Source organism: Acidovorax sp. (genome assembly GCF_047607405.1).
Taxonomy (GTDB): Bacteria; Pseudomonadota; Gammaproteobacteria; order Burkholderiales; family Burkholderiaceae_C; genus Acidovorax.
Genome location: NZ_JASGDA010000006.1, coordinates 1 through 21,990 on the forward strand (window position 1 = coordinate 1; position 21,990 = coordinate 21,990).

The 21,990-nt window shown below is 67.2% G+C and carries 25 protein-coding genes; 11 read left to right on the forward strand and 14 right to left on the reverse strand.

What is annotated here, in order from left to right:
• On the reverse strand, positions 1-816 hold an 816-nt coding region (gene hemC / locus QM569_RS01155), incomplete at its 3' end, for a hydroxymethylbilane synthase (protein WP_414985383.1).
• A 68-nt stretch (positions 817-884) separates the two neighbouring features.
• Between hemC and ppc the strand changes: the two genes are divergently transcribed.
• The 3 genes from ppc (at position 885) to QM569_RS01170 (ending at position 4,586) form a co-directional block, all read left to right on the forward strand.
• Positions 885-3,761 carry a phosphoenolpyruvate carboxylase gene (gene ppc / locus QM569_RS01160; protein ID WP_414985384.1) on the forward strand — a complete coding sequence of 959 codons (2,877 nt, stop codon included), beginning with the start codon at positions 885-887 and terminating at the stop codon, positions 3,759-3,761.
• Positions 3,762-3,847: 86 nt separating this feature from the next.
• A complete protein-coding gene (locus tag QM569_RS01165; protein ID WP_414985385.1) occupies positions 3,848-4,288 on the forward strand; it encodes a hypothetical protein in 441 nt (146 codons plus the stop codon).
• Between the two features lie 10 nt (positions 4,289-4,298).
• Positions 4,299-4,586, forward strand: a complete 288-nt coding sequence (locus QM569_RS01170; protein WP_414985386.1) for a hypothetical protein — start codon at positions 4,299-4,301, stop codon at positions 4,584-4,586.
• A gap of 92 nt (positions 4,587-4,678) precedes the next feature.
• Here the strand turns inward: QM569_RS01170 and QM569_RS01175 are convergent, their stop codons facing one another.
• A complete protein-coding gene (locus tag QM569_RS01175) occupies positions 4,679-4,936 on the reverse strand; it encodes a hypothetical protein (RefSeq protein WP_414985387.1) in 258 nt (85 codons plus the stop codon).
• An 87-nt stretch (positions 4,937-5,023) separates the two neighbouring features.
• Between QM569_RS01175 and QM569_RS01180 the strand changes: the two genes are divergently transcribed.
• Positions 5,024-5,287: a hypothetical protein gene (locus QM569_RS01180; RefSeq protein ID WP_414985388.1), complete on the forward strand. Its 264-nt coding sequence runs from the start codon at positions 5,024-5,026 to the stop codon at positions 5,285-5,287.
• 90 nt (positions 5,288-5,377) lie between these two features.
• On the opposite strand, the gene QM569_RS01185 is transcribed toward QM569_RS01180, so the two are convergent.
• The 6 genes from QM569_RS01185 to QM569_RS01210 all read right to left on the reverse strand — a co-directional run bounded on the left by QM569_RS01185 (position 5,378) and on the right by QM569_RS01210 (position 11,027).
• Positions 5,378-6,619 (reverse strand): AI-2E family transporter, encoded by a 1,242-nt coding sequence (locus tag QM569_RS01185; RefSeq protein ID WP_414985389.1) that lies wholly within the window; start codon positions 6,617-6,619, stop codon positions 5,378-5,380.
• A gap of 143 nt (positions 6,620-6,762) precedes the next feature.
• Positions 6,763-7,320, reverse strand: coding sequence for a flagellar transcriptional regulator FlhC (flhC, locus tag QM569_RS01190; protein WP_414985390.1), 558 nt, complete (start codon positions 7,318-7,320; stop codon positions 6,763-6,765).
• A 31-nt stretch (positions 7,321-7,351) separates the two neighbouring features.
• The gene (gene flhD, locus QM569_RS01195) at positions 7,352-7,678 is read right to left on the reverse strand and encodes a flagellar transcriptional regulator FlhD (RefSeq protein ID WP_414985391.1); all 327 of its coding nucleotides are present in this window, start codon (positions 7,676-7,678) and stop codon (positions 7,352-7,354) included.
• 308 nt (positions 7,679-7,986) lie between these two features.
• Complete coding sequence (locus QM569_RS01200; RefSeq protein ID WP_414985392.1) at positions 7,987-8,892, reverse strand: sulfurtransferase; 906 nt, start codon at positions 8,890-8,892, stop codon at positions 7,987-7,989.
• A 3-nt stretch (positions 8,893-8,895) separates the two neighbouring features.
• Positions 8,896-9,807, reverse strand: coding sequence for a DMT family transporter (locus tag QM569_RS01205; RefSeq protein WP_414985393.1), 912 nt, complete (start codon positions 9,805-9,807; stop codon positions 8,896-8,898).
• A gap of 89 nt (positions 9,808-9,896) precedes the next feature.
• Positions 9,897-11,027, reverse strand: a complete 1,131-nt coding sequence (locus QM569_RS01210) for an aromatic ring-hydroxylating oxygenase subunit alpha (RefSeq protein WP_414985394.1) — start codon at positions 11,025-11,027, stop codon at positions 9,897-9,899.
• Between the two features lie 223 nt (positions 11,028-11,250).
• Between QM569_RS01210 and xseB the strand changes: the two genes are divergently transcribed.
• The 6 genes from xseB (at position 11,251) to QM569_RS01240 (ending at position 16,437) form a co-directional block, all read left to right on the forward strand.
• Positions 11,251-11,487 (forward strand): exodeoxyribonuclease VII small subunit, encoded by a 237-nt coding sequence (xseB, locus tag QM569_RS01215; protein ID WP_414985395.1) that lies wholly within the window; start codon positions 11,251-11,253, stop codon positions 11,485-11,487.
• A complete protein-coding gene (locus QM569_RS01220; RefSeq protein WP_414985396.1) occupies positions 11,484-12,380 on the forward strand; it encodes a polyprenyl synthetase family protein in 897 nt (298 codons plus the stop codon). Before xseB ends, QM569_RS01220 begins: the two co-directional genes overlap by 4 nt.
• Before the next feature lie 66 nt (positions 12,381-12,446).
• Positions 12,447-14,309, forward strand: coding sequence for a 1-deoxy-D-xylulose-5-phosphate synthase (gene dxs, locus QM569_RS01225; RefSeq protein WP_414985397.1), 1,863 nt, complete (start codon positions 12,447-12,449; stop codon positions 14,307-14,309).
• A 44-nt stretch (positions 14,310-14,353) separates the two neighbouring features.
• Positions 14,354-14,572, forward strand: coding sequence for an antitoxin VbhA family protein (locus QM569_RS01230; protein WP_414985398.1), 219 nt, complete (start codon positions 14,354-14,356; stop codon positions 14,570-14,572).
• A complete protein-coding gene (locus QM569_RS01235) occupies positions 14,565-15,233 on the forward strand; it encodes a Fic family protein (protein WP_414985399.1) in 669 nt (222 codons plus the stop codon). Before QM569_RS01230 ends, QM569_RS01235 begins: the two co-directional genes overlap by 8 nt.
• 124 nt (positions 15,234-15,357) lie before the next feature.
• Positions 15,358-16,437, forward strand: coding sequence for a TRAP transporter substrate-binding protein (locus QM569_RS01240; protein ID WP_414985400.1), 1,080 nt, complete (start codon positions 15,358-15,360; stop codon positions 16,435-16,437).
• A 53-nt stretch (positions 16,438-16,490) separates the two neighbouring features.
• On the opposite strand, the gene QM569_RS01245 is transcribed toward QM569_RS01240, so the two are convergent.
• From QM569_RS01245 to modA, 6 genes are all read right to left on the reverse strand, one after another.
• A complete protein-coding gene (locus QM569_RS01245) occupies positions 16,491-16,925 on the reverse strand; it encodes a hypothetical protein (RefSeq protein WP_414985401.1) in 435 nt (144 codons plus the stop codon).
• Entirely contained in the window at positions 16,922-18,451 is a 1,530-nt protein-coding gene (locus tag QM569_RS01250; RefSeq protein WP_414985402.1) for a TRAP transporter large permease, read from the reverse strand. Before QM569_RS01250 ends, QM569_RS01245 begins: the two co-directional genes overlap by 4 nt.
• A gap of 22 nt (positions 18,452-18,473) precedes the next feature.
• Positions 18,474-19,013 (reverse strand): TRAP transporter small permease subunit, encoded by a 540-nt coding sequence (locus tag QM569_RS01255; protein WP_414985403.1) that lies wholly within the window; start codon positions 19,011-19,013, stop codon positions 18,474-18,476.
• Positions 19,014-19,098: 85 nt separating this feature from the next.
• On the reverse strand, positions 19,099-20,178 hold the full coding sequence (modC, locus tag QM569_RS01260; protein ID WP_414985404.1) for a molybdenum ABC transporter ATP-binding protein: 1,080 nt from the start codon (positions 20,176-20,178) through the stop codon (positions 19,099-19,101).
• Entirely contained in the window at positions 20,178-20,861 is a 684-nt protein-coding gene (gene modB, locus QM569_RS01265; protein WP_414985405.1) for a molybdate ABC transporter permease subunit, read from the reverse strand. The genes modC and modB overlap by 1 nt, the downstream gene beginning before the upstream one ends.
• 68 nt (positions 20,862-20,929) lie before the next feature.
• On the reverse strand, positions 20,930-21,676 hold the full coding sequence (modA, locus tag QM569_RS01270; protein ID WP_414985406.1) for a molybdate ABC transporter substrate-binding protein: 747 nt from the start codon (positions 21,674-21,676) through the stop codon (positions 20,930-20,932).
• 67 nt (positions 21,677-21,743) lie between these two features.
• Between modA and QM569_RS01275 the strand changes: the two genes are divergently transcribed.
• Positions 21,744-21,990, forward strand: a 247-nt coding sequence (locus QM569_RS01275; protein WP_414985407.1) for a winged helix-turn-helix domain-containing protein, incomplete at its 3' end; no start/stop codon positions are given.

Below are 21,990 nucleotides of genomic sequence, written 5' to 3' on the forward strand. Positions count from 1 at the left end.
GCGGCCTTCGGGGTCGCCCCAGGCCGCGTCGAGCCGCAGCGCGCCGCCTCGCAGCGTGGCGTGCGCGGCCAGCGGCATGGAGCAACTGCCGCCCAGGGCGCGGCTCACGGCGCGTTCGGCGGCCACGGCCAGCCAGGTGGGCTGGTGCGTAAGCGGGGCCAGCGCGGCGATCAGGTCGTGCCGGTCGCTGCGCACCTCCAGCCCCAAGGCGCCCTGGCCCGCGGCGGGCAGCATCTGCGCGGGGTCGAACGTGGCGCGGATGCGGTCCGCCAGGCCCAGGCGCTTGAGGCCCGCCGCCGCGAGCACGATGGCGTCGTACTGGCCTTCGTCGAGCTTGCGCAGGCGCGTGTCCAGGTTGCCGCGCAGGGGCTCTATCTTCAGGTCGGGCCGCAGGGCCTGCAGCAGCACCTGGCGGCGCAGGCTGGACGTGCCCACCACCGCGCCCTGCGGCAGCGCATCCAGCGATGGGTAGTGGGGCGAGACGAAGGCGTCGCGCGGGTCTTCGCGCTCCATCACGCAGGCGAGGGTGAAGCCCTCGGGCAGCTCCATGGGCACGTCCTTGAGCGAGTGAACGGCGATGTGGGCGCGGCCTTCTTGCAGCGCCACTTCCAGCTCTTTCACGAACAGGCCCTTGCCGCCGACCTTGGACAGGGAGCGGTCCAGAATCTGGTCGCCCTGGGTGGTCATGCCTAGCAGCTCCACCGCATGGCCGCGTGCCTGCAGCAGGGCCTTGACGTGCTCGGCCTGCCACAGGGCCAGGCGGCTTTCGCGGGTGGCGATCACGATCGAAAGAGGGGGGCTGGAGGGGGCGTTCACGTTCGTAACCTGCTTGTAATCCGCGGGGGGCGGGCGATGCTAGCATGCGCCCGCACTGGAGAACCCGCATGAAACGATCCGACAAGGACCAGCCCCTGATCGACGACATCCGCCTGCTCGGGCGCATCCTCGGCGACGTGATCCGCGAGCAGGAAGGGGTGGCCGCCTACGAGCTGGTCGAGCAGGTGCGCAAGCTCTCCGTGGCCTTCCGCCGCGACGCCGACCAGGAGGCCGACCGCGCGCTCAAGAAGCTGCTCAAGTCCCTGTCGGGCGACCAGACGGTGAGTGTGATCCGCGCCTTCACCTACTTCAGCCACCTGGCCAACCTGGCCGAAGACCGCCACCACATCCGCCGTCGCGCCATCCACGAGCGCGCGGGCGACACGCAGGAGGGCAGCATCGCGGTGGCCCTGTCGCGCCTGCGCTGGGCGGGCATCGCGCCGCGCACCATTGCGCAGACGCTGGCGGGCAGCTACGTGGCGCCGGTGCTCACGGCGCACCCCACCGAGGTGCAGCGCAAGAGCATCCTGGACGCCGAGCGCGACATCGCGCGCCTGCTGGCCGCGCGCGACGACATCCAGGTGCGCGCCCAGATCTACAACGCCGCCCGCGACGCGCTCACCCCGCGCGAGCTGGCCGCCAACGAAGCCCAACTGCGCGCCCGCGTGGCGCAACTGTGGCAAACGCGCCTGCTGCGCTACAGCAAGCTCACCGTGGCCGACGAGATCGAGAACGCGTTGAGCTACTACGAAGCCACCTTCCTGCGCGAGATTCCCAAGATCTACGCCGAGCTGGAGGCCGAGCTGGGCCAGTTCCCCGTTCACAGCTTTCTGCGCATGGGCCAGTGGATCGGCGGCGACCGCGACGGCAACCCCAACGTCACCGCGCAGACCCTGCAATACGCCCTGGCCCGCCAGGCCGAGGTGGCCCTGCGCCACTATCTGACCGAAGTGCATTACCTGGGCGGCGAGCTGTCGCTGTCGGCGCGGCTGGTGCAGGTGTCCGCCGAGATGGAGGCGCTGGCGCAACGCTCGCCCGACACCAACGAACACCGCCAGGACGAGCCCTACCGCCGCGCCCTCACCGGCATCTATGCGCGCCTGGCCGCGTCGCTGAAAGACCTGACCGGCGGCGAGGCCGCGCGCCACGCCGTCGCGCCGCAGAACGCCTATGCCAGCGCCGGGGAGTTTTTGGCCGACCTGCGCGTGATCGAGGCGTCGCTGCAATCGCACCACGGCGAAGCGCTGGCGGCAGAGCGCCTGCACCCGCTGATCCGCGCCGTGCAGGTGTTCGGCTTTCACCTCGCCACCGTGGACCTGCGCCAAAGCTCCGACAAGCACGAAGACGTGGTGGCCGAGCTGCTGGCGACGGCACGCATCGAGCCCGACTACACGCGCCTGCAGGAGGCCGCCAAGCGCGCCCTGCTCATCAAGCTGCTGAACGACGCGCGCCCGCTGCGCGTGGTGGGCGCCGAATACTCGGCCCACACGCAGGGCGAGCTGGCCATCTTCGAGACCGCCCGCGTGCTGCGCGAGCGCTACGGGCACGAGGCCGTCCGCCACTACATCATCAGCCACACCGAGGCGGTGAGCGACCTGCTCGAAGTGCTGCTGCTGCAAAAGGAAGTGGGCCTGATGAACGGCACGCTCGACGAGGATGGCGCCCCCACGCTCGGCACTGGCGTGTCCTCGCTGCCCCCCGAGGGGGATCGGACCGGCTTGGGGCGGCCCGGCGCTCGGCCCGGTGCGCGCAACGACCTCATTGTGGTGCCGCTGTTCGAGACGATTGAAGACCTGCGCAATGCCGCGCCCATCATGCGCGAGTTCTACGCCCTGCCCGGCGTGGCCGCGCTGGTGCAGCGCAGCGGTGGCGAGCAGGACATCATGCTCGGCTACAGCGACAGCAACAAGGACGGCGGCATCTTCACCAGCAACTGGGAGCTGTACCGCGCCGAGATCGCGCTGGTGGATTTGTTCGATGAATTGCAGAAGTCCCATGGCATTCAACTGCGCATGTTCCACGGCCGAGGCGGCACCGTGGGGCGCGGCGGCGGCCCCAGCTACCAGGCCATCCTGGCGCAGCCCCCCGGCACCGTGCGCGGGCAAATCCGCCTGACGGAGCAGGGCGAAGTCATCGCGTCGAAATACGCCAACCCCGAGATCGGCCGCCGCAACCTCGAAACCCTGGTCGCCGCCACGCTCGAAGCCACGCTGCTGCAGCCCACCAAGCCCGCGACCAAAGCCTTCCTGGACGCCGCCGCGCAGCTATCGCAGGCCAGCATGGGCGCGTACCGCGCGCTGGTCTATGAAACGCCGGGCTTCACCGAATACTTCTTCAACTCCACCCCCATCCGCGAGATCGCCGAGCTGAACATCGGCTCGCGCCCCGCCAGCCGCAAGGCCAGCCAGAAGATCGAGGACCTGCGCGCCATCCCCTGGGGCTTCAGCTGGGGCCAGTGCCGCCTGACGCTGCCGGGCTGGTTCGGCTTTGGCACGGCGGTGGACGCATTCGTCAACGCCGAAGGCAAGGACGCCAAGGCGCAGCTCGCGCTGCTGCAACGCATGTACCGCCAATGGCCGTTCTTCCGCACCCTGCTGTCCAACATGGACATGGTGCTCGCCAAAAGCGACCTGGCCCTGGCCTCGCGCTACAGCGAACTGGTGACCGACGCCCGCCTGCGCAAGAAGGTCTTCACCGCCATCGAGGCCGAGTGGCAGCGCACGGCGGAGGCCCTGACGCGCATCACCGGCGACAGGCAGCGCCTGGCCCACAACGCGGCGCTGGCGCGCTCCATCAAGCACCGGTTTCCGTACATCGACCCGCTGCACCACTTGCAGGTGGAGCTGGTGCGCCGCTGGCGCGCGGGCCAAGGGGATGAACGGGTGCAGACGGGGATTCACATCTCCATCAACGGAATTGCGGCGGGGCTGAGGAATACGGGGTAAAGAACATCAGAAGGGCTGTGTGCCCTGACGGGTGCTGGTGCCGCACCTCAGGGTCATAATGCCCTCCACAAAGAGAAGGAGGGATCATGAAATCGCACGCCCCCAACAAGCGCTGCACGTTCAAGGGGCTCGTAGCGGCCTTGGCGCTCGTCCCTGTCATGGCTTTGGCAGCAGGCCCATGGCGCATCCTGAATGCAGATTGGAGTTCGTACCTTCCCAAGGGCTTTTACGCAGACGCCGGAGGGTGCTTCGATGCAGCGGTGAATGCCTGGCACGCGTACTGGCCAGGACACCAGGACGCGGTGTTCACCTTGGTGGAGGCCACGCCCACATCGTATGCCTGGAGCATTTCCAACAATGCCAGTGGAGGGCTGCATTGCGTCCGCTCAGAAAACGACGCTGGGAACAACGACGAAGCGCTTCGTCAGAGCATTTTGAATACATGTGTGAGTTTGTCTGGGGCGAAGAAGGCGCGTTGCGTTGCTGCTGCCAACGAAAGCTATCGCCAATGCATGAGCGAAAGATAAGGGGGAGCGCATGACACAAAGGTTCATTGCAGAGCGCAAGGTGATTTGCGAAGATGTAGCAACAGGACTCCGAAGGAATGTGACGATTCGAATCGGTGTGCCGTACTGGCCGCCAGGAGATCCATTTGCTTCATGCCCAGTCGAGTACTTGGGCTTGTTTGATGAGTTTGCTGATGCCAAGGGCGTTGACACGCTTCAGGCATTGCAGCAGGCCGCAGATGTTGATGACATGCTTCGGCGTCTTGGTCACAAATACCGATTCTTCTGGGAATCGGGCGATCCATACTTTGACGAATAGTTGCTTCAATAGAAAAAGCCACCTGCATCCCACCAGCGGTAAAGCTGCGGGATTCAGGTGGCTTGTTCTTTTAGCCGCTGGGTGTTTAGGCGCTACGCCTTCTTGTCCTTCGCCTTGGCGCTGCTGCTCTTGCCGCCCTTCTTGTCCTTGTCCTTGTCCTCGGGCGTGATGAACCCAATAGGCCGCTTGGGCGGCTCAGGCGGCGTCATCAACTCGCGCAGCGCATCAAACACCTGCTTGAGCTGTGTGCGGGTATTGCGGCTGAAGGTGTCGTGCTGCATCGCCAGCAATTCCGTCCTGTCCTGCAACCACGAGAGCTGTCGGGCCAGTTCCTGGTGCGTGGCAGCCATGGGGCGCACCCGCCTGCGTCCGCACTCATAGCGGCGCAGATCAATGGGTGTGTGCGTCTTTTCAACGTACAGGAGTAAACTGGAACGATGGAACTGGAGATCTACACCGCTTTTCGCAAGGCAGGCATTGAAGATGCCGATGCTCGCGCTGTCGTTGAGTCGATCAATAAAGAGATCGACCGTCGTTACTCGTTGCACTCGCAGCAGCTTTCTACAAAGGGCGATTTGCAGGAGCTTCGCGGCCACGTAGAGGCGAAGATTGCCCAGGCTCAAGCGGAAATCATCAAGTGGTGTATGGGGTCGATTTTTGCCGCCGTGGGCCTGTTCCTTGCGCTCGCCAAGGTGCTGTAGCCGCCACCGCCCAAACGGTGAACCGCCCTCGGGCGGTTTTTTCTGGCCTGGCGTTGGCCACGCTCAGCCTGTGGCGCCAGGAAAACTCCCTCAATCCCCCAGCAGCTCCCCGACAGCCTTCAAGTCTTCGACCCGGTCGCACACCGCCTTCACCGCCATCATCACCGGTATCCCCAGCAGCAGCCCCCACAGCCCCCACAGCCACCCCCAGGCCAGCACGCTCACGAACACGGCCACGGGGCTCATGCTGCTGGTGCGGCTGGTGAGCCAGGGCGTGAGCAGGTTGCCGACCAGGGTGTGGATGAACAGCGACGCGCCGCCGATGGCCAGGGCCATGTCCAGCGTGCCGAACTGCAGGAACGCCACCAGCGCCGACGCGCCCGTGACCAGCGCCGAGCCGACGTAGGGCGCCAGGTTGAGCACGCCCGCCGCCACGCCCCACACCGCGGCGTTCTGCAGGCCCAGCGCCCAGTAGGCCAGGCCCGTGGCCAAGCCCACCAAGATGCTGGTGAAGACCTGCACCAGCAGGTAGCGCTGGATCTGGCGCGTGATGTCTTCCAGCACGTGGATGGTGACCTTGCGCCGCTCCAGGCTGGTGCCCGCGATGCGCAGCAGCTTGGCGCGAAACAGGTTGCCCGAGGCGAGCGAGAAGTACGTGAGGAAGATCACCACGGCGAGCTGGCCCAGCGCGGACATCAGGCCCATGGTGCCGCTCCAGAGGTAGTCGCGGATGTTGAACGGAGGCCGCTCCACGATGACACGCTGCACGCCCCGGCGGGGCGCTGCGGCGGCGCTGTTCTCGCTGGCGGCCTGCTCGATCTGCGTGGCGGCCTTCTGCACCGTGTCCAGCGGGCTGACGCCGCCGCTGGCGCGGGCGCGCAGGTTGTCGCGCACCTTCTGGGCGGCCATGGGCAGCGAGTCCACCAGTTGCCCGGCCCCGTCGCTGAGCGACCAGGCGGCGCTGGCCAGGGCCGACACGATGGCGACCAGCAGCACCCCCGCGCCCAGCCAGCGCGGCACGCGCCAGCGCCGCAGCGCTTCCACGGCGGGCCGCAGCGCCGTGGTGAGCAGCAGGCTGAGCATGATCGGTATGAACACCGCGCTGGCCCAGTGCAGCAGCGCCACGCTGGCGAACAGGGCCAGCAGCGCGAGCGACAGGTTGCGCACGTCCACGGGCATGTGCAGCATCAGCGGGCCGTTGAAGGGCGGTGCAGGCTGGGGCGCGGGCTCGGCGGATGGCGCCTCGGGCGGCGGCGGGGCATCGGCGCTGGCAGGGCAATCCGCGGTGCCGGGCGGGGCGGGCGGTACTGAGGCGGGGGCGGGCTCGGTCATGCGCGGATTGTGGGGTGGACGCTGCCGCACCGTTGTAGGCGGCCATGCCATCGCATGGCGCTGCCGCTGCGGCCATTTACTACTGATTTGATAGCTGCTTGCCCTTTACCATCAAGCACTAGAGGCCAATTTGGCTCATATTTTCAGTGCAGCATCAGCGCCCCGGCGCTCTTGCTCTTGCCTGCGCGCGCAGGCGGGTTGCACAGGCCGCAGGTGTAGTGGCGGTTCTCGTACAGCTCGGTCACGAACTGGCCCCGGCACTGCGCGCACTGCGTGCGGGTCAGCATGCCCGCATCGACAAACTTCACCAGCCGCCAGGCGCGGGTGAAGGACAGCAGGGGCTCGATCTCGGCCGTGGCGACCTGCTCGTTGTACAGGCGGTAGGCTTTGGTCAGCAACTCCACCGCGTCCATGTCCGCGCCCTTGGACAGGTACTCGTAGATGTTCAGGAACAGCGAGCTGTGGATGTTCTCCTGCCAGGTCAGGAACCAGTCGGTGGAGAACGGCAGCTGCCCCTTGGACGGCGACTTGCCCGCGATCTCCTTGTACAGCCGGATCAGGCGCTCGTAAGACAGCGTGGTCTCCGATTCCAGCACCTGCATGCGGGCGCCCATCTGGATCAGCATGGCGGCGCGCTCGATCTGCCTGGACTCGTTCAGGACGCTCTTGGTGGCGGCAGGGGCTTTGGCGGTGGTGGACATGGCGGGCTTTCGGCAAAAGGGAGAAGAAGGTTCAGAGCACTTCCGACACGCGGCTGGCCATCAGGATGTTGGCGTGCAGGGTGTTGGTGGCTTCGTTGCCTACTTTCTTGGCCGAATGGTTGGTCAGCAGGCTCCACACCAGGTTGTCGTCCACGCGGAAGCTGCACAGCAGCGTGTTGCGCGACGCGATCTTCATTACCTGAGCGGGCGACAGGGCCGCCAGGATGTCGGCGGCTTCCTCGTTGAGCCCCAGGCGGAACACGGCTTCGGCCTTGTCCTGGCGAATCAGGGTCTGGGCCAGCATCAGGTAAGTGAGGTTGGCTTCGCGGATTTCGGCGAGAATTTGTTCGTTGGTCATGGCGGCTTCCTTTATTCCATTTCCGGTCGCGCTGCTGGTTCGCGATCCGTTGAAATGGATTGTGAAAGTGCCCCAAACGGAACTTAAGTCGGGTTTTGGCGGTGCCGCGCGTCGGGTTGTGCGGCGGGCCGTGTAAGAATTTTCCTTACACGCGGATCAGGCGGCGTCCGGCGTTTGCAAGGAGAACGGCTGCTGCAGCGCCAGGCCACCGGCGCGGATTCTTGCAATCGTTTTGATAGCGCCCACAACCCCCTCTTTTTTGCGCTTTTGCAACCATTCGTGGTGTGGTTTGCAATCTTTCTCCTTTTTTATCCCCTCTCTACCGGGCGCGACGGGTCGGAACACCATTCGCTCCAGCTTCCGGCGAACAGCGCCGTGGGGCCCAGGCCCGCGACTTCCATCGCCAGCAGGTTGGGCAGCGCCGTCACGCCGCTGCCGCACTGGTGGACCACCGTGGCCGCGCTGCGACCCGCCAGCAGGGCGTTGAACTCGGCGCGCAGCACGGCGGCGGGCTTGAAGCGGCCGTCCGCCCCCATGTTCTCGGTGAACGGGCGGTTGAGCGCGCCCGGTATGTGGCCTGCCACCGGGTCCAGCGGCTCGACCTCGCCCCGGTAGCGCGCCGGGGCGCGGGCGTCGATCACGGTCTGGCCGGGGCTGCCCAGGGCGGCCAGCACTTCGCCTGCCGTGACCAGGCGGCGCAGCGGCGTACCCAGCTCGAAGTTGGACTGGAAGTGCCCCGGCTCCTCGCCGCTGGCCACCGCGCCGCCTGCGGCCTGCCAGGCTTGCAGCCCGCCGTCGAGCACGGCCACGGCGTCGTGCCCGGCCCACTTGAGCATCCACCACAGGCGCCCGCATTGGCTGGAGCCCTGGCGGTCATAGACCACGGCCTGCATGTTGTTGGCAAAGCCCACGCTGCACAGCCACATGGCGAAGCGCTCGCGGCTGGGCAGCGGGTGGCGACCGCCGGACGCGGGCACGTCCGCTTCCTGCGCGGTCAGCACGGTGCCGTCCGCGCCGGGGGCGCCGTGTTTGGCGCTGAGGTGGTCGTTCAGGCTGGCATGGACCGCGCCCGGGATGTGGGCCTCCAGGTACTGCTGCCTGCCCGCAGTGGGCTGCGCCAGCTCGAAGCTGCAGTCGAACACCATCAGCGGCGCGCCGCTGGCGGCCAGGGCCTGCAGTTCGGTGGGGGAGATGAGGGTGGTGTAGGCGGTCATCGGTCAATGCTCCTCGGCAGGGGCGCCCGGTGCGGCGCGCGCTCGCAGGATGGTAGCCGCGATGCCGCTGCCCACGATGAGCGCCATGCCGGTCCAGCCGATGGGCGGGATCCGGTCGCCGAACAGCAGCACGCTGTACAGCGCCGCGAACACGATGCCCGAGTACTGCAGGTTGGCGACCACCAGCGTGCCGCGCTGCGTCCTGGCGCTGGCGTAGGCGCGGGTCATGCACAACTGGCCGCCAGCGGCCAGGATGCCGATGGGCAGCAGCCACAGGGCGGGCCAGCCCGGCCAGTCCGACACGCCCGTGAACAGCAGGGCCGCGCCGCCCGCCACCGCCGAGCCCAGCGCGAAATAGAACACCGTGCGCGACTCCGGCTCGCCCAGGCGCGACAGCGCCACCACCTGCATGTAGGCGAACGCGGCCGACAGGCCCGACAGCAGGCCGACCAGGCCCGCGAACGCCTGGTTCTGCTCCAGGCTGGGCCGCAGCATCATCACCACGCCTGCGAAGCCGGTCAGCACCGTCACCACCAGCGTGCCCTGCAGGGCAGGGCGCGGCGTGGCGGACGAGGGGCGCCACGCCAGCAGCGTGCCGCCGACCAGGAAGGCGGCGATCCACACGCTGCTCATGTAGTTGAGCGTCATGGCCGTCGCCAGCGGCAGGTGGGCGATGGCGTAGAACCACGCCCCCAGCGAGGCCACGCCCACCAGGCTGCGCCAGGCGTGCATGCCTGGGTAGCGCGTGGTGAGCGTCACCTGCTGCGATCGCGCCAGCAGCGCCAGGATGGCCATGCCGATGAGACCCCGGTAGCACACCAGCTCGGCGGCGTTGAAGTGGGCGGATGCGAGCTTGACGCACACGCCCATGCTGGCGAACAGGAACGCGGCCAACACCATCCAGAGGGCTTGCATGGGAAATCCTGAATATGAATGAAAATAGCTGCCAGCGCTTGTGTATCAAGCGCTGGCAGCTATTTTAATGGTAGCAAATCAGCCGCCGATCAGAGGGCGGTCCCCATCTGCTTGCGGTACCACTCGTGAAAGTGCTGCATGCCGTCTTCCATCGGGCTTTGGTACGGGCCGACCTCGTTGTCGCCGCGCATGTACAGCGCCTTGCGGCCCGCGTCCATGCGCTCGCCGATCTCGTCGTCCTCGATGCAGGTCTCCATGTAGGCGGCCTTCTGCGCATCGACGAACTCGCGCTCGAAGGCGGCGATCTCCTCGGGGTAGAAGAACTCCACCATGTTCAGCGTCTTGGTCGGGCTGACGGGGTGCAGCGTGGAGACGGTGAGCACGTGCGGATACCACTCCACCATGATGTGCGGGTAGTAGGTGAGCCAGATCGCGCCGCGCTCGGGCATCTTGCCCTCGCGGTAGTTCAGCAGCACCTCGTGCCACTTCCTGTACACGTCGGAGCCCGGCGCGCCGAAGGTGCTGGCCACGCCCACGGTCTGCACGGAGTATTCCTTCTGGAACTCCCAGCGCAGGTCGTCGCAGGTGACGAAGTTGCCCAGGCCCGGGTGGAAGGGGCCGACGTGGTAGTCCTCCAGATAGACCTCGATGAAGGTCTTCCAGTTGTAGTTGCACTCGTGCAGCTCCACGTGGTCGAGCACGTAGCCGTCGAACGACAGCTCGCTGCGCAGGCCCATGCCCGCGAGGTCGGCCTCGATGTCGCGACCGTTGTCTTCAAACAGCAGGCCGTTCCACTCGCGCAGCTTGTAGTTGTTCAGGTTCAGGCAGGGGTCGTGCGTGAAGTGGGGCGCGCCCAGCAGCTCGCCCTGCGGGTTGTACGTCCAGCGGTGCAGCGGGCAGACGATGTTGCCGCCCGCGTGGCCCTTGCCCTGGCCCTGCAGCGAACCCCGGCCCTTGAGCATCACCGCCTGCCGGTGGCGGCAGACGTTGGAGATGAGTTCGATGCCGCCCTGCGCGTTGCGCACCAGGGCGCGGCCTTCGCCCTCCTGGGGCAGGGCGTAGTAGTCGCCCGGGTTCGGCACGGCCAGTTGGTGCCCCACGTAGCGGGGCCCGCGCTGGAAGATCGTCTCCAACTCGCGCTGGAACAGCGCCTCGTCAAAGTAGCTCGAAACTGGTAGTTGGCTTGCAGCCTGCTGCAGTTGAAGACTTAAATCAGACATGGGTGACCTGACCTAAAGACTCCCCACAGGGAGGGACGCCGGGGTACGGCTGGAAAGACGAAACCGGCCGAGCAAACTACCCACAGCCGGTTTCACGAAAGGAATGGGATTATAGGCGGTGTGGTTATTCCCGCACCCCAGCTACGTGTATTGAAACCCGCGCGCAGGCGGGCTCGCGCGGTGTGCGCCGTAAAATCACCGGTTTTTCACCCGCGCTCCGCCCATGCCCAAAAAACCCCCGGCTCCGTCCGACGCGCCCGCCAGCTACGAGGCGGCGCTGGAAGAACTGGAGCAGCTCGTGGCCCGCATCGAATCGGGCCAGCTGCCGCTGGACCAGATGCTCGCGGGCTACCAGCGTGGCGCGGCGCTGCTGGCCTTCTGCCGCGAGCGGCTCGACGCCGTGCAGGACCAGATCAAGGTGCTGGACGAAGGCCAGCTCCAGCCCTGGACGCAGGAATGACCCAGCCCTTTGACTTGAGCGCCTGGAGCCAGGGCCACCTCGACCGCGTGGAGCAGGCCCTGTCCCGCTGGGTGGGGCACGGCGCCCCTGCCGGGCTGGGCGATGCCATGCGCTACGCGGTGCTCGACGGCGGCAAGCGCCTGCGGCCTCTCTTGGTGCTGGCCGCGCACGAGGCCGCGGGCGCATCGCAGCCCCAGGCAGCCTTGCGGGCAGCGTGCGCGGTGGAACTGATCCACGCCTATTCCCTGGTCCACGACGACATGCCCTGCATGGACAACGACGTGCTGCGCCGGGGCAAGCCCACGGTACACGTGCAGTTCGGCGAGGCGCAAGCCTTGCTGGCGGGCGATGCGCTGCAAGCCTTTGCGTTCGAGCTGCTCACGCCCGACGGCGGCGAAGTCCCGCCGGACATCCAGGCCACGCTGTGCCGCCTGCTGGCGCGCGCCGCAGGCTCGCAAGGCATGGCGGGCGGCCAGGCCATCGACCTTGCCAGCGTGGGCGTGGCGCTGACCGAGGACGAGCTGCGCCACATGCACCGCCTGAAAACCGGCGCGCTGCTGCAAGGCAGCGTACACATGGGGGCGGCCTGCGGCAGCCTTGCGTACAGTGCCTGGCAGGCGCTGTCGGACTACGGCGCGGCCCTGGGCCTGGCCTTCCAGGTGGTGGACGACGTGCTGGACGTGGTGGCCGACTCCGCCACGCTCGGCAAAACCGCAGGCAAGGACGCGGCGGCGGACAAGCCCACCTATGTATCGCTGCTGGGCCTGGACCGCGCGCAAGCCTACGCCCGCGAACTGCTGGCCCAGGCCCACGCCGCCCTGGCGGCGAGCGGCCTGCAGGACACCCAAGCCCTCGCGGCGCTGGCGGACATGGTGGTGCGCCGCTCCCATTGATTTATTGGTCAAATTGGCCTCCAGCGCTTACTGGATAAGCGCAGGTAGCTACCAAAAGAATAGCAAATGCCCACGACATCCTCCTACCCCCTGCTGCAGACCATCAACGACCCTGCCGACCTGCGCCAGCTCTCGCGCGCAGACCTGAAGGCCCTGGCCGACGAGCTGCGCAGCTTCGTGCTGGAGAGCGTGTCGCAGACCGGCGGCCACCTCAGCTCCAACCTGGGCACGGTGGAGCTGACCGTGGCGCTGCACCACGTCTTCCACACGCCCCACGACCGCCTGGTGTGGGACGTGGGCCACCAGACCTACCCGCACAAGATCCTGACCGGGCGGCGCGAGCGCATGCACACGCTGCGCCAGCTGGGCGGCATCTCGGGCTTTCCGCAACGCGCCGAGAGCCCCTACGACACCTTCGGCACCGCGCACTCCAGCACCAGCATCTCCGCTGCCTTGGGCATGGCGCTGGCCGCCAAGCGCAAGGGCGAGCACCGCCACGCGGTCGCCATCATCGGCGACGGCGCCATGACGGCGGGCATGGCCTTCGAGGCGCTGAACAACGCGGGCGTGGCCGACGCCAACCTGCTCGTCATCCTGAACGACAACGACATGAGCATCAGCCCGCCCGTGGGCGCGCTCAACCGCTACCTGGCGCAGTTGATGAGCGGCCAGTTCTACGCGGCCGCCAAGAACGTGGGCAAGACCGTGCTCAAGCCCGTGCCGCCGCTGTTCGAGCTGGCCAAACGCTTCGAGCAGCAGGCCAAGGGCATGGTCGTGCCCGCCACGCTGTTCGAGAAGTTCGGCTTCAACTACATCGGCCCCATCGACGGGCACGACCTGGACTCGCTCATCCCCACGCTGGAGAACATCAAGGGCCTGAGCGGCCCGCAGTTCCTGCACGTCGTCACCAAGAAGGGCCAGGGCTACAAGCTGGCCGAGGCCGACCCCGTGGCCTACCACGGCCCCGGCAAGTTCGACCCCAGCGTGGGCCTGGTCAAGCCCGCCACGCCGCCGAAGCAGACTTTCACCCAGGTCTTCGGCCAGTGGCTGTGCGACATGGCGGCGCACGACAGCCGCCTGGTCGGCATCACGCCCGCCATGCGCGAGGGCTCGGGCATGGTCGAGTTCCACAAGCGCTTCCCGGACCGCTACTACGACGTGGGCATTGCCGAGCAGCACGCCGTGACGTTCGCGGCGGGCATGGCCTGCGAGGGCGTCAAGCCCGTGGTCGCCATCTATTCCACCTTCCTGCAGCGCGCCTACGACCAGATGATCCATGACGTGGCGTTGCAGAACCTGCCCGTGGTCTTCGCGCTCGACCGCGCGGGCCTTGTGGGTGCGGACGGCGCAACGCACGCGGGCGCGTACGACATTCCCTTCGTGCGCTGCATACCGAACATGAGCATGGCCTGCCCCGCCGACGAACGCGAATGCCGCCAGTTGCTCACCACCGCCTACGAGCAGAACCACCCCGTGGCCGTGCGCTACCCGCGCGGCAGCGGCGCGGGCGTGGCCCCGCTGGCCGACCTGACGGGCCTGCCCTTCGGCAAGGGCGAAATCCGCCGCCAGGGCACGCGCATCGCCATCCTGGCCTTCGGCACGCTGCTGTACCCGGCGCTGGCCGCAGGCGAGGCGCTGAACGCCACCGTCGCCAACATGCGCTGGGCCAAGCCCATCGACACCGAGCTGCTGCTGCAACTGGCCGCCACGCACGACGCCATCGTCACCGTGGAAGAAGGCGCCGTCATGGGCGGCGCAGGCAGCGCCGTGTGCGAGGCGCTGAACGCGGCCGGCATTACCCAACCCGTGCTGCAACTCGGCCTGCCCGATGTGTTCATCGAACACGGCGACCCTGCCAGGCTGCTGGCCATGCAGGGGTTGGACGCTGCGGGCATCGAGCGCGCCATCCGAGCGCGGTTTCCCGGGTGAGGGGCGTGCTTGACAGGCATGTGCGAGAGCAGGAGCATCACGCCATGAACGCCATTCCGAAACCGCGCCAGCTTCAGCCGCAGATCAGCGCGCAAGAGCGCGCACGCCGCCAGGCGAGCATCGACAACGCTCGCGGCAGCGTGCGCTTCGAGGGCTTCGTCCTGCCGTCCGAGGTCGAGCAGATCAATCGCCGGTTCATCGAGGGCGAACTGACTGGCGATCAGCACATGGAAGCCATCAAGGCCGCCGTGCTGCATGGATGAACGTCAGCAGGTAGAGCGCAAAGAGGGCGCGCTTACCTTCGGGCGAATCTCGGAGCTTGACCGCAAGCCGGTAGAAGGCAAGTTCGATGCGGCGCACTTGAAAGAAGTCCATCGTCGCATCTTCCAAGACCTGCCACACCATGCACCGGGCGAGTACCGCCCGCATGCACCGGCTCACATCAAGGCGCGTGCGCTGGAAGGCTCGGGCCACCGCTACCACGTTCACTATGCGCCGCGCAGCCAGGTCGATGCGGGCGTGGAGAAAGTGCTGTCCGAGTTCGGTGGCCCCAACAGCCTGCGCGGCCTGAACGCCGAGCAGTTTTCTGCCCGCATGGCCGGGTTGTACGGCGACCTGGATTACCTTCACCCATTCCAGGAAGGCAACAGCCGCACGCTGCGCGCCTTCACGACGCAGCTCGCGCGCGAGGCTGGCCGCGAACTCCACTGGAACACCGCCAGCGCGGACGCGGCCAGCCGCGACCGGCTCTATATCGCCCGCGACAGGGAGGTGATGCAGCGCGCGTTCCCAGGCCTCGACAGGGATCGCGCCATGAGGACCGAGAGCCGAGCCGAGTACGAAGCCTACGTGCGATTCCTGGTGCCGTTTGCCAAGGCCGATACCTTGCAACAGCTCATTGAGCAGGCATTGGGTCTGGCGTAGAAGGCGCTGGCCGCACCCGTCGGGTGCCTGGTGCAATTTCCGGGGTTAACCCGCAAAAAACGGGGGGGCGATGTTCCTAAAATACGAGCGGATCATTTCGTCAACACCATCACGGAGACCTTTCATGGATCGTCGTTCCCTTATCAAAAATGCCGGCATCGCCGGTGTGCTGGCAGCAGGCATTGCGCCGGCAGTGCATGCGCAAGCCGCCATCCGCTGGCGCCTGGCTTCCAGCTTCCCCAAGTCCCTGGACACGATCTACGGCACTGCCGAAGTGTTCTCCAAGGCCGTGAGCGACGCCACGGGCGGCAAGTTCCAGATTTCCGTGCATGCGGGCGGTGAAATCATGCCCGCCTTCGGCGTGGTGGATGGCGTGCAGGGCGGCTCGGTCGAAATGGCGCACACGGCGCCCTACTACTTCTACGGCAAGGACCCGACCTTCTGCCTGGGCTGCGCCGTGCCCTTCGGCCTGAACTCGCGCCAGATGAGCGCCTGGATGTACGAAGGCAACGGCCTGAAGCTGATGCGCGAGTTCTACGCGGGCTACAACATCATCAACTTCCCTGGCGGCAACACGGGTGCGCAGATGGGCGGCTGGTTCCGCAAGGAGATCAAGACCGTGGGCGACCTCAAGGGCCTGAAGTTCCGCACCAACCCCTTCGCGGGCAAGGTGCTGGAGCCCTTCGGCGTGATTCCCCAGTCCATCCCCGGCGCCGACCTGTACCCGGCGCTGGAAAAGGGCACCATCGACGCGCTGGAATGGGTCGGCCCCTATGACGACATGAAGCTCGGCTTCAACAAGGTCGCGCCCTTCTACTACTACCCCGGCTGGTGGGAAGGCGGCCCGCAGCTCGACTTCTACATCAACACCAAGGCGTGGGACGCGCTGCCCGCCGAGTACAAGGCCATCGTGCAGTCTGCCGCTTCGCACGCGCACATCACCATGCAGGCCAAGTACGACGCCAAGAACCCTGCCGCGCTCAAGCAGATGGTGGGCACGGGCACCAAGCTGCGCCCGTTCAGCAACGAAATCCTGAATGCGGCGTTCAAGTCTGCCCAGCAGATCTACGCCGACCTGAACAACAGCAACCCGGCGTGGAAGAAAATCTACCCCGACTACAGCAAGTTCCTGGCCGAGCAGAACTCCTGGTTCCGCTTCAGCGAGGGCCTGTTCGACCGCTTCATGCAGCAGCAGAAGCTGTAAGCCGCAGGCGCATCCAGTGCAAAAAACCGCCGGCCAGTCCGGCGGTTTTTTTTTTATGGTTGTCGGGGCCCTTGTGCGCGCACCACCGCCTCGCCGAACGCGGCGAGCAGGGCCGGGTCGGCCGCGTGGACCCAGGTGATGCTGCCGTTGCGCCGCCGCACCAGCATGCGCGGCGAGACGATGGCCCGCAGCCACGGCCAATGGACGATCTTGAAGGTCGCCACCTCGTGTGCCTTCACGTGCTTGTCCCAGAGCCAGGTCTGCACCAGTTCATCGCCCGCGAACCGGGTGCGGCTGAACACCATCCACCACCCCACCCAGGCAATGAGCACGCCCGCCAGGGCGAAGGTGGACAGGCTGGCAAAGCTCCACTCAACGCCCCGCAGCGCAGGCAGCGACCACAGCGCGAAGGCCGCGAGCGCCGCCACGATCAGCACCGCCAGCGCGCGCACCAGGGGCGGGAAGGCGGCGCTCTCGGACGGCGTCATTGCGTGCTGGCGGAAGCCCCGGCCTCGGGCGCAGGGGCCTCGTTGGACGATGGCTCGGGGGCGTTGCCGAAGGGGTTGTCCAGGTCGATGTCGCCCTCGTTCTGCATCGTCTCGGCGGGCATTTCCAGCTGCACCTTGTCCAGATCGACCTGCACTTCCTTGTCGAGGAACACGGTCACCGTCTGCGGGAAGAAGATCACGATGGCGACCAGGATCAGCTGCATCACCACCCAGGGGATCGAGCCCATGTAGATGTCGCTGGACTTGACGGGCCGGTCGATGCGCTTTTCCTTGAACAGCGTGTCGGAGATGCCGCGCAGGTAGAACAGCGCGAAGCCGAAGGGCGGGTGCATGAAGCTGGTCTGCATGTTCACGCACAGCAGCACGCCGAACCACACCAGGTCGATGCCCAGCTTGTGCGCCACGGGGCCGAGCAGGGGCAGGATGATGAAGGCGATCTCGAAGAAGTCCAGGAAGAACGCCAGGAAGAAGATGAAGATGTTCACCACGATCAGGAAGCCGATCTGGCCGCCCGGCAGGTCGCTGAGCATGTGCTCGATCCAGACCGCTCCATCGACCCCCTGGAACACCAGCGAGAACACGCGCGAGCCGATCAGGATGAACACCACCATGGCCGTCAGGCGCATGGTGCCGTCCATGGCTTCCTTGATGAGCTGCCACGTCAGGCGCTTGTGGATGGCCGCCAGCACCAGCGAGCCCACGGCGCCCATGGCGCCCGCTTCGGTCGGCGTGGCGATGGCGTGGTCCATGAAGGGCAGGCCGCCCATGGAGCCCAGCACGGCAAAGATCAGGATGGCCGACGGGATGATGCCGCGCAGGCACTTGCCCCAGAGCTGCCAGCCGTGCAGCGTGCGCGCGCTCTTGGGCAGCCCGGGCACGTAGCTGGGCCGGATGCGGCCCAGGAAGAAGGTGTAGATGGCGAAGATCAGCACCTGCAAAATGGCCGGGCCCCAGGCGCCCTTGTACATGTCGCCCACCGAGCGGCCGAGCTGGTCGGCCATCACGATCAGCACCAGCGACGGCGGCACGAGCTGTGTGATGGTGCCCGAGGCTGCGAGCACGCCCGTGGAATAGCGCATGTTGTAGCCGTAGCGCATCATCACCGGCAGCGAGATCATGGCCATGGCGATCACCTGGCCCGCCACGGTGCCCGTGATGGCACCCAGGATGAAGCCCACGATGATGACCGAGTAGCCCAGGCCGCCGCGGATCGGGCCGAACAATTGGCCCATGGAGTCGAGCATGTCCTCGGCCAGGCCGCATTTCTCCAGCACCGCGCCCATCAGCGTGAAGAAGGGGATGGCCAGCAGCAGGTCGTTGGCCAGGATGCCGAACATGTTGATCGGCAGGTTGGCCATGAAGTTGGCCGGGAACCAGCCCATCTCGATGGCGAAGAAACCGCTGAACAGGCCCAGCGCGGCGAGCGAGAACGCCACCGGGAAGCCGATCAGCATGATGATGATCAGCCCCGTGAACATGATCGGGGCGAAGTTTTCCATGTGCATTTTTTATGGCTCCTGGCTGTGCTTACTGCACCGGCTTCTCGTAGTGCGTATCCATCTGGTAGCGGCCGCCGAGGTAGGCCACGCGCTTGATGATCTCGGCGATGCCCTGCAGGAACATGGCGCCAAAGCCCAGGGGCAGCAGCAGCCCGGCGGGCCAGCGGATCAGGCCGCCGATGTTGCTCGACATCTCGCGGGTGACGAACATGTTCCAGAAGAACGGCGCGGTGAGCCAGGTGAGCAGGCCCATCACGGGCAGCAGGAAGAAGATGAGGCCGAACAGGTCCACGAACACCGGACCCTTGCCGCGCAGCTTGCCGTAGATGATGTCCACGCGCACGTGCTCGTTGAGCTTGAGCACCAGCGGCGCGCCCAGCATCACGGTGGTGCCGAACAGGTACCACTGGATTTCGAGCCAGGCGTTGGAGCTCATGTCCAGGCCGTAGCGCACGAAGGCGTTGCCTGCGGAAATGACGGCGGCGGCGAGCACCGCCCACCCTGCGATCTTGCTGAGTTTGGTGGAAATCCAGTCCATGCCCAGCGCCAGTTTGAGGAGTCCTGACACAGTTTGTCTCCTTGTGGGATGAGTGAGTGCGGCCCAGTTTTCCTGAAGCCCTGCAGTGCCGATTCTCTCACCGCGCGGGGGCCATTCACCCGACGATGGCGACGCCCTTGACCTGCGCGAACACGCGCTGCCCCGGCGCCAGCGCCAGCGCCCGGGCCGAGCGCTGCGTGACCCGCGCCAGCAGCCGCGTGCCGCCCGCATCCAGCGCCACCATGCGCTGGCCGGGGCTGTCGTCGGCGACCTGCGCCACGGTGGCGGGCAGGATGTTGAGGATGCTGGTGTCCTGCGGCGCGGACAGCGCCAGGCTCACGTCGCGGGCCTGCACGCGCAGGCGCAGCGGCGTGCCCTCGGCGTGCGCGGTGCCGCCCGCCAGCAGCAGCTGCCCGCCCGTGAAGGCGACGGTGGTGACGTGGTCGCGCGCGTCGTGGCGCAGCACGCGGCCCTCGATCACCGTGGCTGCCGCGTCGCCGTGCGCCAGCGGCAAGTCCAGCCGTGCCACCAGCTCGGCGGTGGGGCCTTGCGCCAGCGCCTGCCCGGCCTGCATCAGCACCAGGTGGCTGGCGAGCAGGGCGACCTCGTCCAGGGAATGGCTGACGTACAGCATGGGAATGTCCAGCGTGCGCTGCAGCCTGTCCAGGTAGGGCAGCACCTCGGCCTTGCGCGGGGAGTCCAGCGCGGCCAGGGGCTCGTCCATCAGCAGCAGGCGCGGGCTGGTGGCAAGCGCCCGGGCCATGGCGACGCGCTGGCGCTCGCCGCCCGACAGGGTGCCGGGGCGGCGGTCCATCAGGTGGGCGATGCCCAGCAGCTCCACGGCTTGCTCCAGCGCCACGGCGCGGCGCGCGGGGGGCGTGCGCTTGAGGCCGTAGTCGATGTTGCCGTACACGCTCAGGTGGTCGAACAGGCTGGCTTCCTGGAACACGTAGCCCAGGGCGCGCTGGTGCGTGGGCAGCCATGCGCGGCGAGCGTCGTCCTGCCACACCTCGCCGTTCACGACCACATGGCCCGGCTCGGCGCGCGCCAGGCCCGCAATGGCGCGCAGCACCGTGGTCTTGCCGCAGCCCGAAGGGCCGAACAGGGCCGTCACGCCGCGCCCGGGCAGGGCCAGGTCCACGTCCAGCGTGAAGCCGGGGCGGGCGATGCGCAGCCTGGCGTGGATGGCCTGCATCACGCCACCAGGGGCGCGCCCTTGCGCCGCGTCAGGTTCAGCCCCAGCAGCACCACGAAGGCGAACACCACCATGCCGCCCGCGAGCCAGTGCGCCTGCGCGTATTCCAGCGCTTCCACGTGGTCGTAGATCTGCACCGACACCACGCGCGTCACGCCGGGGATGTTGCCGCCCAGCATCAGCACCACGCCGAACTCGCCCACCGTGTGGGCAAAGCTCAATATGGTGGCGGTCACGAACCCGGGCCGCGCCAGCGGCAGGGCGACGGTGAAGAAGCGGTCCAGCGGGCTGGCGCCCAGCGTGGCGGCGGCCTCCAGCGGGCGGCGGCCCAGGCTTTCAAAGGCGTTCTGCAGCGGCTGCACCGCGAACGGCAGCGAGTAGATGAGCGAGCCCGCCACCAGCCCCCAGAAGGTGAACGGCAGCCGCCCCAGCCCCAGCGACTCGGTGAGCTGCCCGATGGGCCCGTGCGGCCCCATGGCGACCAGCAGGTAAAAGCCGATCACCGTGGGCGGCAGCACCAGCGGCAGCGCCACCACCGCGCCCACCGGGCCGCGCCAGCGCGAGCGCGTGTGCGCCAGCCACCAGGCCAGCGGCGTACACAGCGCCAGCAGCAGCACGGTGGTGATGGCGGCCAGCTTCAAAGTGAGGCGGATGGCGGCCCAGTCCTCGGGGTTCAGGTGCATTTGCTCATGTTTTGATAGCTACTTGTGCCTGTCCAGTAAGCGCTGGAGGCCAAAAAGGCTTGAAGTTCTCAGAACGAATAGCCGTAGGCTTTGATGACCGCCCGCGCCTTGTCGCCGCGCAGGTATTGCAGCAATGCTGCCGCTGCGGCGCTGTCCTTGCCCGGGTTGAGCAGCACGGCATCCTGGCGGATGGGCGCGTGCAGGTGGCCGGGCACCTGCCAGGCCGAGCCCTTCTCGATCTGGCCGTCCACCATCACTTGCGACAGTGCCACAAAGCCCAGTTGCGCGTTGCCGCTGCTGACGAACTGGAAGGTCTGTGCGATGTTCTCGCCCTGCACGAAGCGCGGCTGCAACCGCGCCGTGACGCCCAGCGTGTCCATCACCTGCGTGGCGGCCAGACCGTAGGGCGCGAGCTTGGGGTTGGCGATGGCGATGTGCTGGAAGTCGCCGGTTTTCAGCACGTTGCCTTGCGCATCGACATAGCCCGGCTGCGCGCTCCACAGCACCAGCGTGCCGATGGCGTAGGTGAAGCGGGAGCTGGCGACGGCCTTGCCATCGCTGACCAGCCTGGCGGGCGTGGTGTCGTCGGCGGCCAGCAGGACCTGGAACGGCGCGCCGTGGGTGATCTGCGCGTAGAACTTGCCCGTGGCGCCGAACGACAGCTCGGCCTTGTGGCCCGTGTCGGCCTCGAAGGCGGCGGCGATCTTCTGCATGGGCGCGGTGAAGTTGGCGGCCACGGCCACGGACACGTTGTCGGCATGGGCGCCGCCGTGGACGATGGCCAGGGCGCAAAGAGAGGCAAGGCGCAGACGCATGGTGGGCAATCGCTATTCATCAATGGAATAGCGAAAGTATAGCCAGAGGCTCGTGCATCATCGCCCCATGCCACAAGCCCTTTCCCTGACCGGCGCGCTGGGCCACGAACTCACGGACAAGCGCATCGCCATCCTGCGCCAGATCGCCGAGGGCGGCTCCATCTCGCAGGCCGCCCGTGCCGTGGGCGTGAGCTACAAGGCCGCGTGGCAGGCGGTGGACACGCTTACCAACCTGGCGGGCGCGCCCCTGGTGGCGCGGGCCGTGGGCGGTGCGGGCGGCGGCGGCGCGCAGCTGACCGAGGCGGGCCGCCAAC

Coding starts and splice junctions, on each gene's coding strand:
- ppc (WP_414985384.1), top strand. CDS start 885: ATGAAACGATCCGACAAGGACCAGCCCCTGATCGACGACATCCGCCTG.
- QM569_RS01165 (WP_414985385.1), top strand. CDS start 3,848: ATGAAATCGCACGCCCCCAACAAGCGCTGCACGTTCAAGGGGCTCGTA.
- QM569_RS01170 (WP_414985386.1), top strand. CDS start 4,299: ATGACACAAAGGTTCATTGCAGAGCGCAAGGTGATTTGCGAAGATGTA.
- QM569_RS01175 (WP_414985387.1), bottom strand. CDS start 4,936: ATGGCTGCCACGCACCAGGAACTGGCCCGACAGCTCTCGTGGTTGCAG.
- QM569_RS01180 (WP_414985388.1), top strand. CDS start 5,024: ATGGAACTGGAGATCTACACCGCTTTTCGCAAGGCAGGCATTGAAGAT.
- QM569_RS01185 (WP_414985389.1), bottom strand. CDS start 6,619: ATGACCGAGCCCGCCCCCGCCTCAGTACCGCCCGCCCCGCCCGGCACC.
- flhC (WP_414985390.1), bottom strand. CDS start 7,320: ATGTCCACCACCGCCAAAGCCCCTGCCGCCACCAAGAGCGTCCTGAAC.
- flhD (WP_414985391.1), bottom strand. CDS start 7,678: ATGACCAACGAACAAATTCTCGCCGAAATCCGCGAAGCCAACCTCACT.
- QM569_RS01200 (WP_414985392.1), bottom strand. CDS start 8,892: ATGACCGCCTACACCACCCTCATCTCCCCCACCGAACTGCAGGCCCTG.
- QM569_RS01205 (WP_414985393.1), bottom strand. CDS start 9,807: ATGCAAGCCCTCTGGATGGTGTTGGCCGCGTTCCTGTTCGCCAGCATG.
- QM569_RS01210 (WP_414985394.1), bottom strand. CDS start 11,027: ATGTCTGATTTAAGTCTTCAACTGCAGCAGGCTGCAAGCCAACTACCA.
- xseB (WP_414985395.1), top strand. CDS start 11,251: ATGCCCAAAAAACCCCCGGCTCCGTCCGACGCGCCCGCCAGCTACGAG.
- QM569_RS01220 (WP_414985396.1), top strand. CDS start 11,484: ATGACCCAGCCCTTTGACTTGAGCGCCTGGAGCCAGGGCCACCTCGAC.
- dxs (WP_414985397.1), top strand. CDS start 12,447: ATGCCCACGACATCCTCCTACCCCCTGCTGCAGACCATCAACGACCCT.
- QM569_RS01230 (WP_414985398.1), top strand. CDS start 14,354: ATGAACGCCATTCCGAAACCGCGCCAGCTTCAGCCGCAGATCAGCGCG.
- QM569_RS01235 (WP_414985399.1), top strand. CDS start 14,565: ATGGATGAACGTCAGCAGGTAGAGCGCAAAGAGGGCGCGCTTACCTTC.
- QM569_RS01240 (WP_414985400.1), top strand. CDS start 15,358: ATGGATCGTCGTTCCCTTATCAAAAATGCCGGCATCGCCGGTGTGCTG.
- QM569_RS01245 (WP_414985401.1), bottom strand. CDS start 16,925: ATGACGCCGTCCGAGAGCGCCGCCTTCCCGCCCCTGGTGCGCGCGCTG.
- QM569_RS01250 (WP_414985402.1), bottom strand. CDS start 18,451: ATGCACATGGAAAACTTCGCCCCGATCATGTTCACGGGGCTGATCATC.
- modC (WP_414985404.1), bottom strand. CDS start 20,178: ATGCAGGCCATCCACGCCAGGCTGCGCATCGCCCGCCCCGGCTTCACG.
- modB (WP_414985405.1), bottom strand. CDS start 20,861: ATGCACCTGAACCCCGAGGACTGGGCCGCCATCCGCCTCACTTTGAAG.
- modA (WP_414985406.1), bottom strand. CDS start 21,676: ATGCGTCTGCGCCTTGCCTCTCTTTGCGCCCTGGCCATCGTCCACGGC.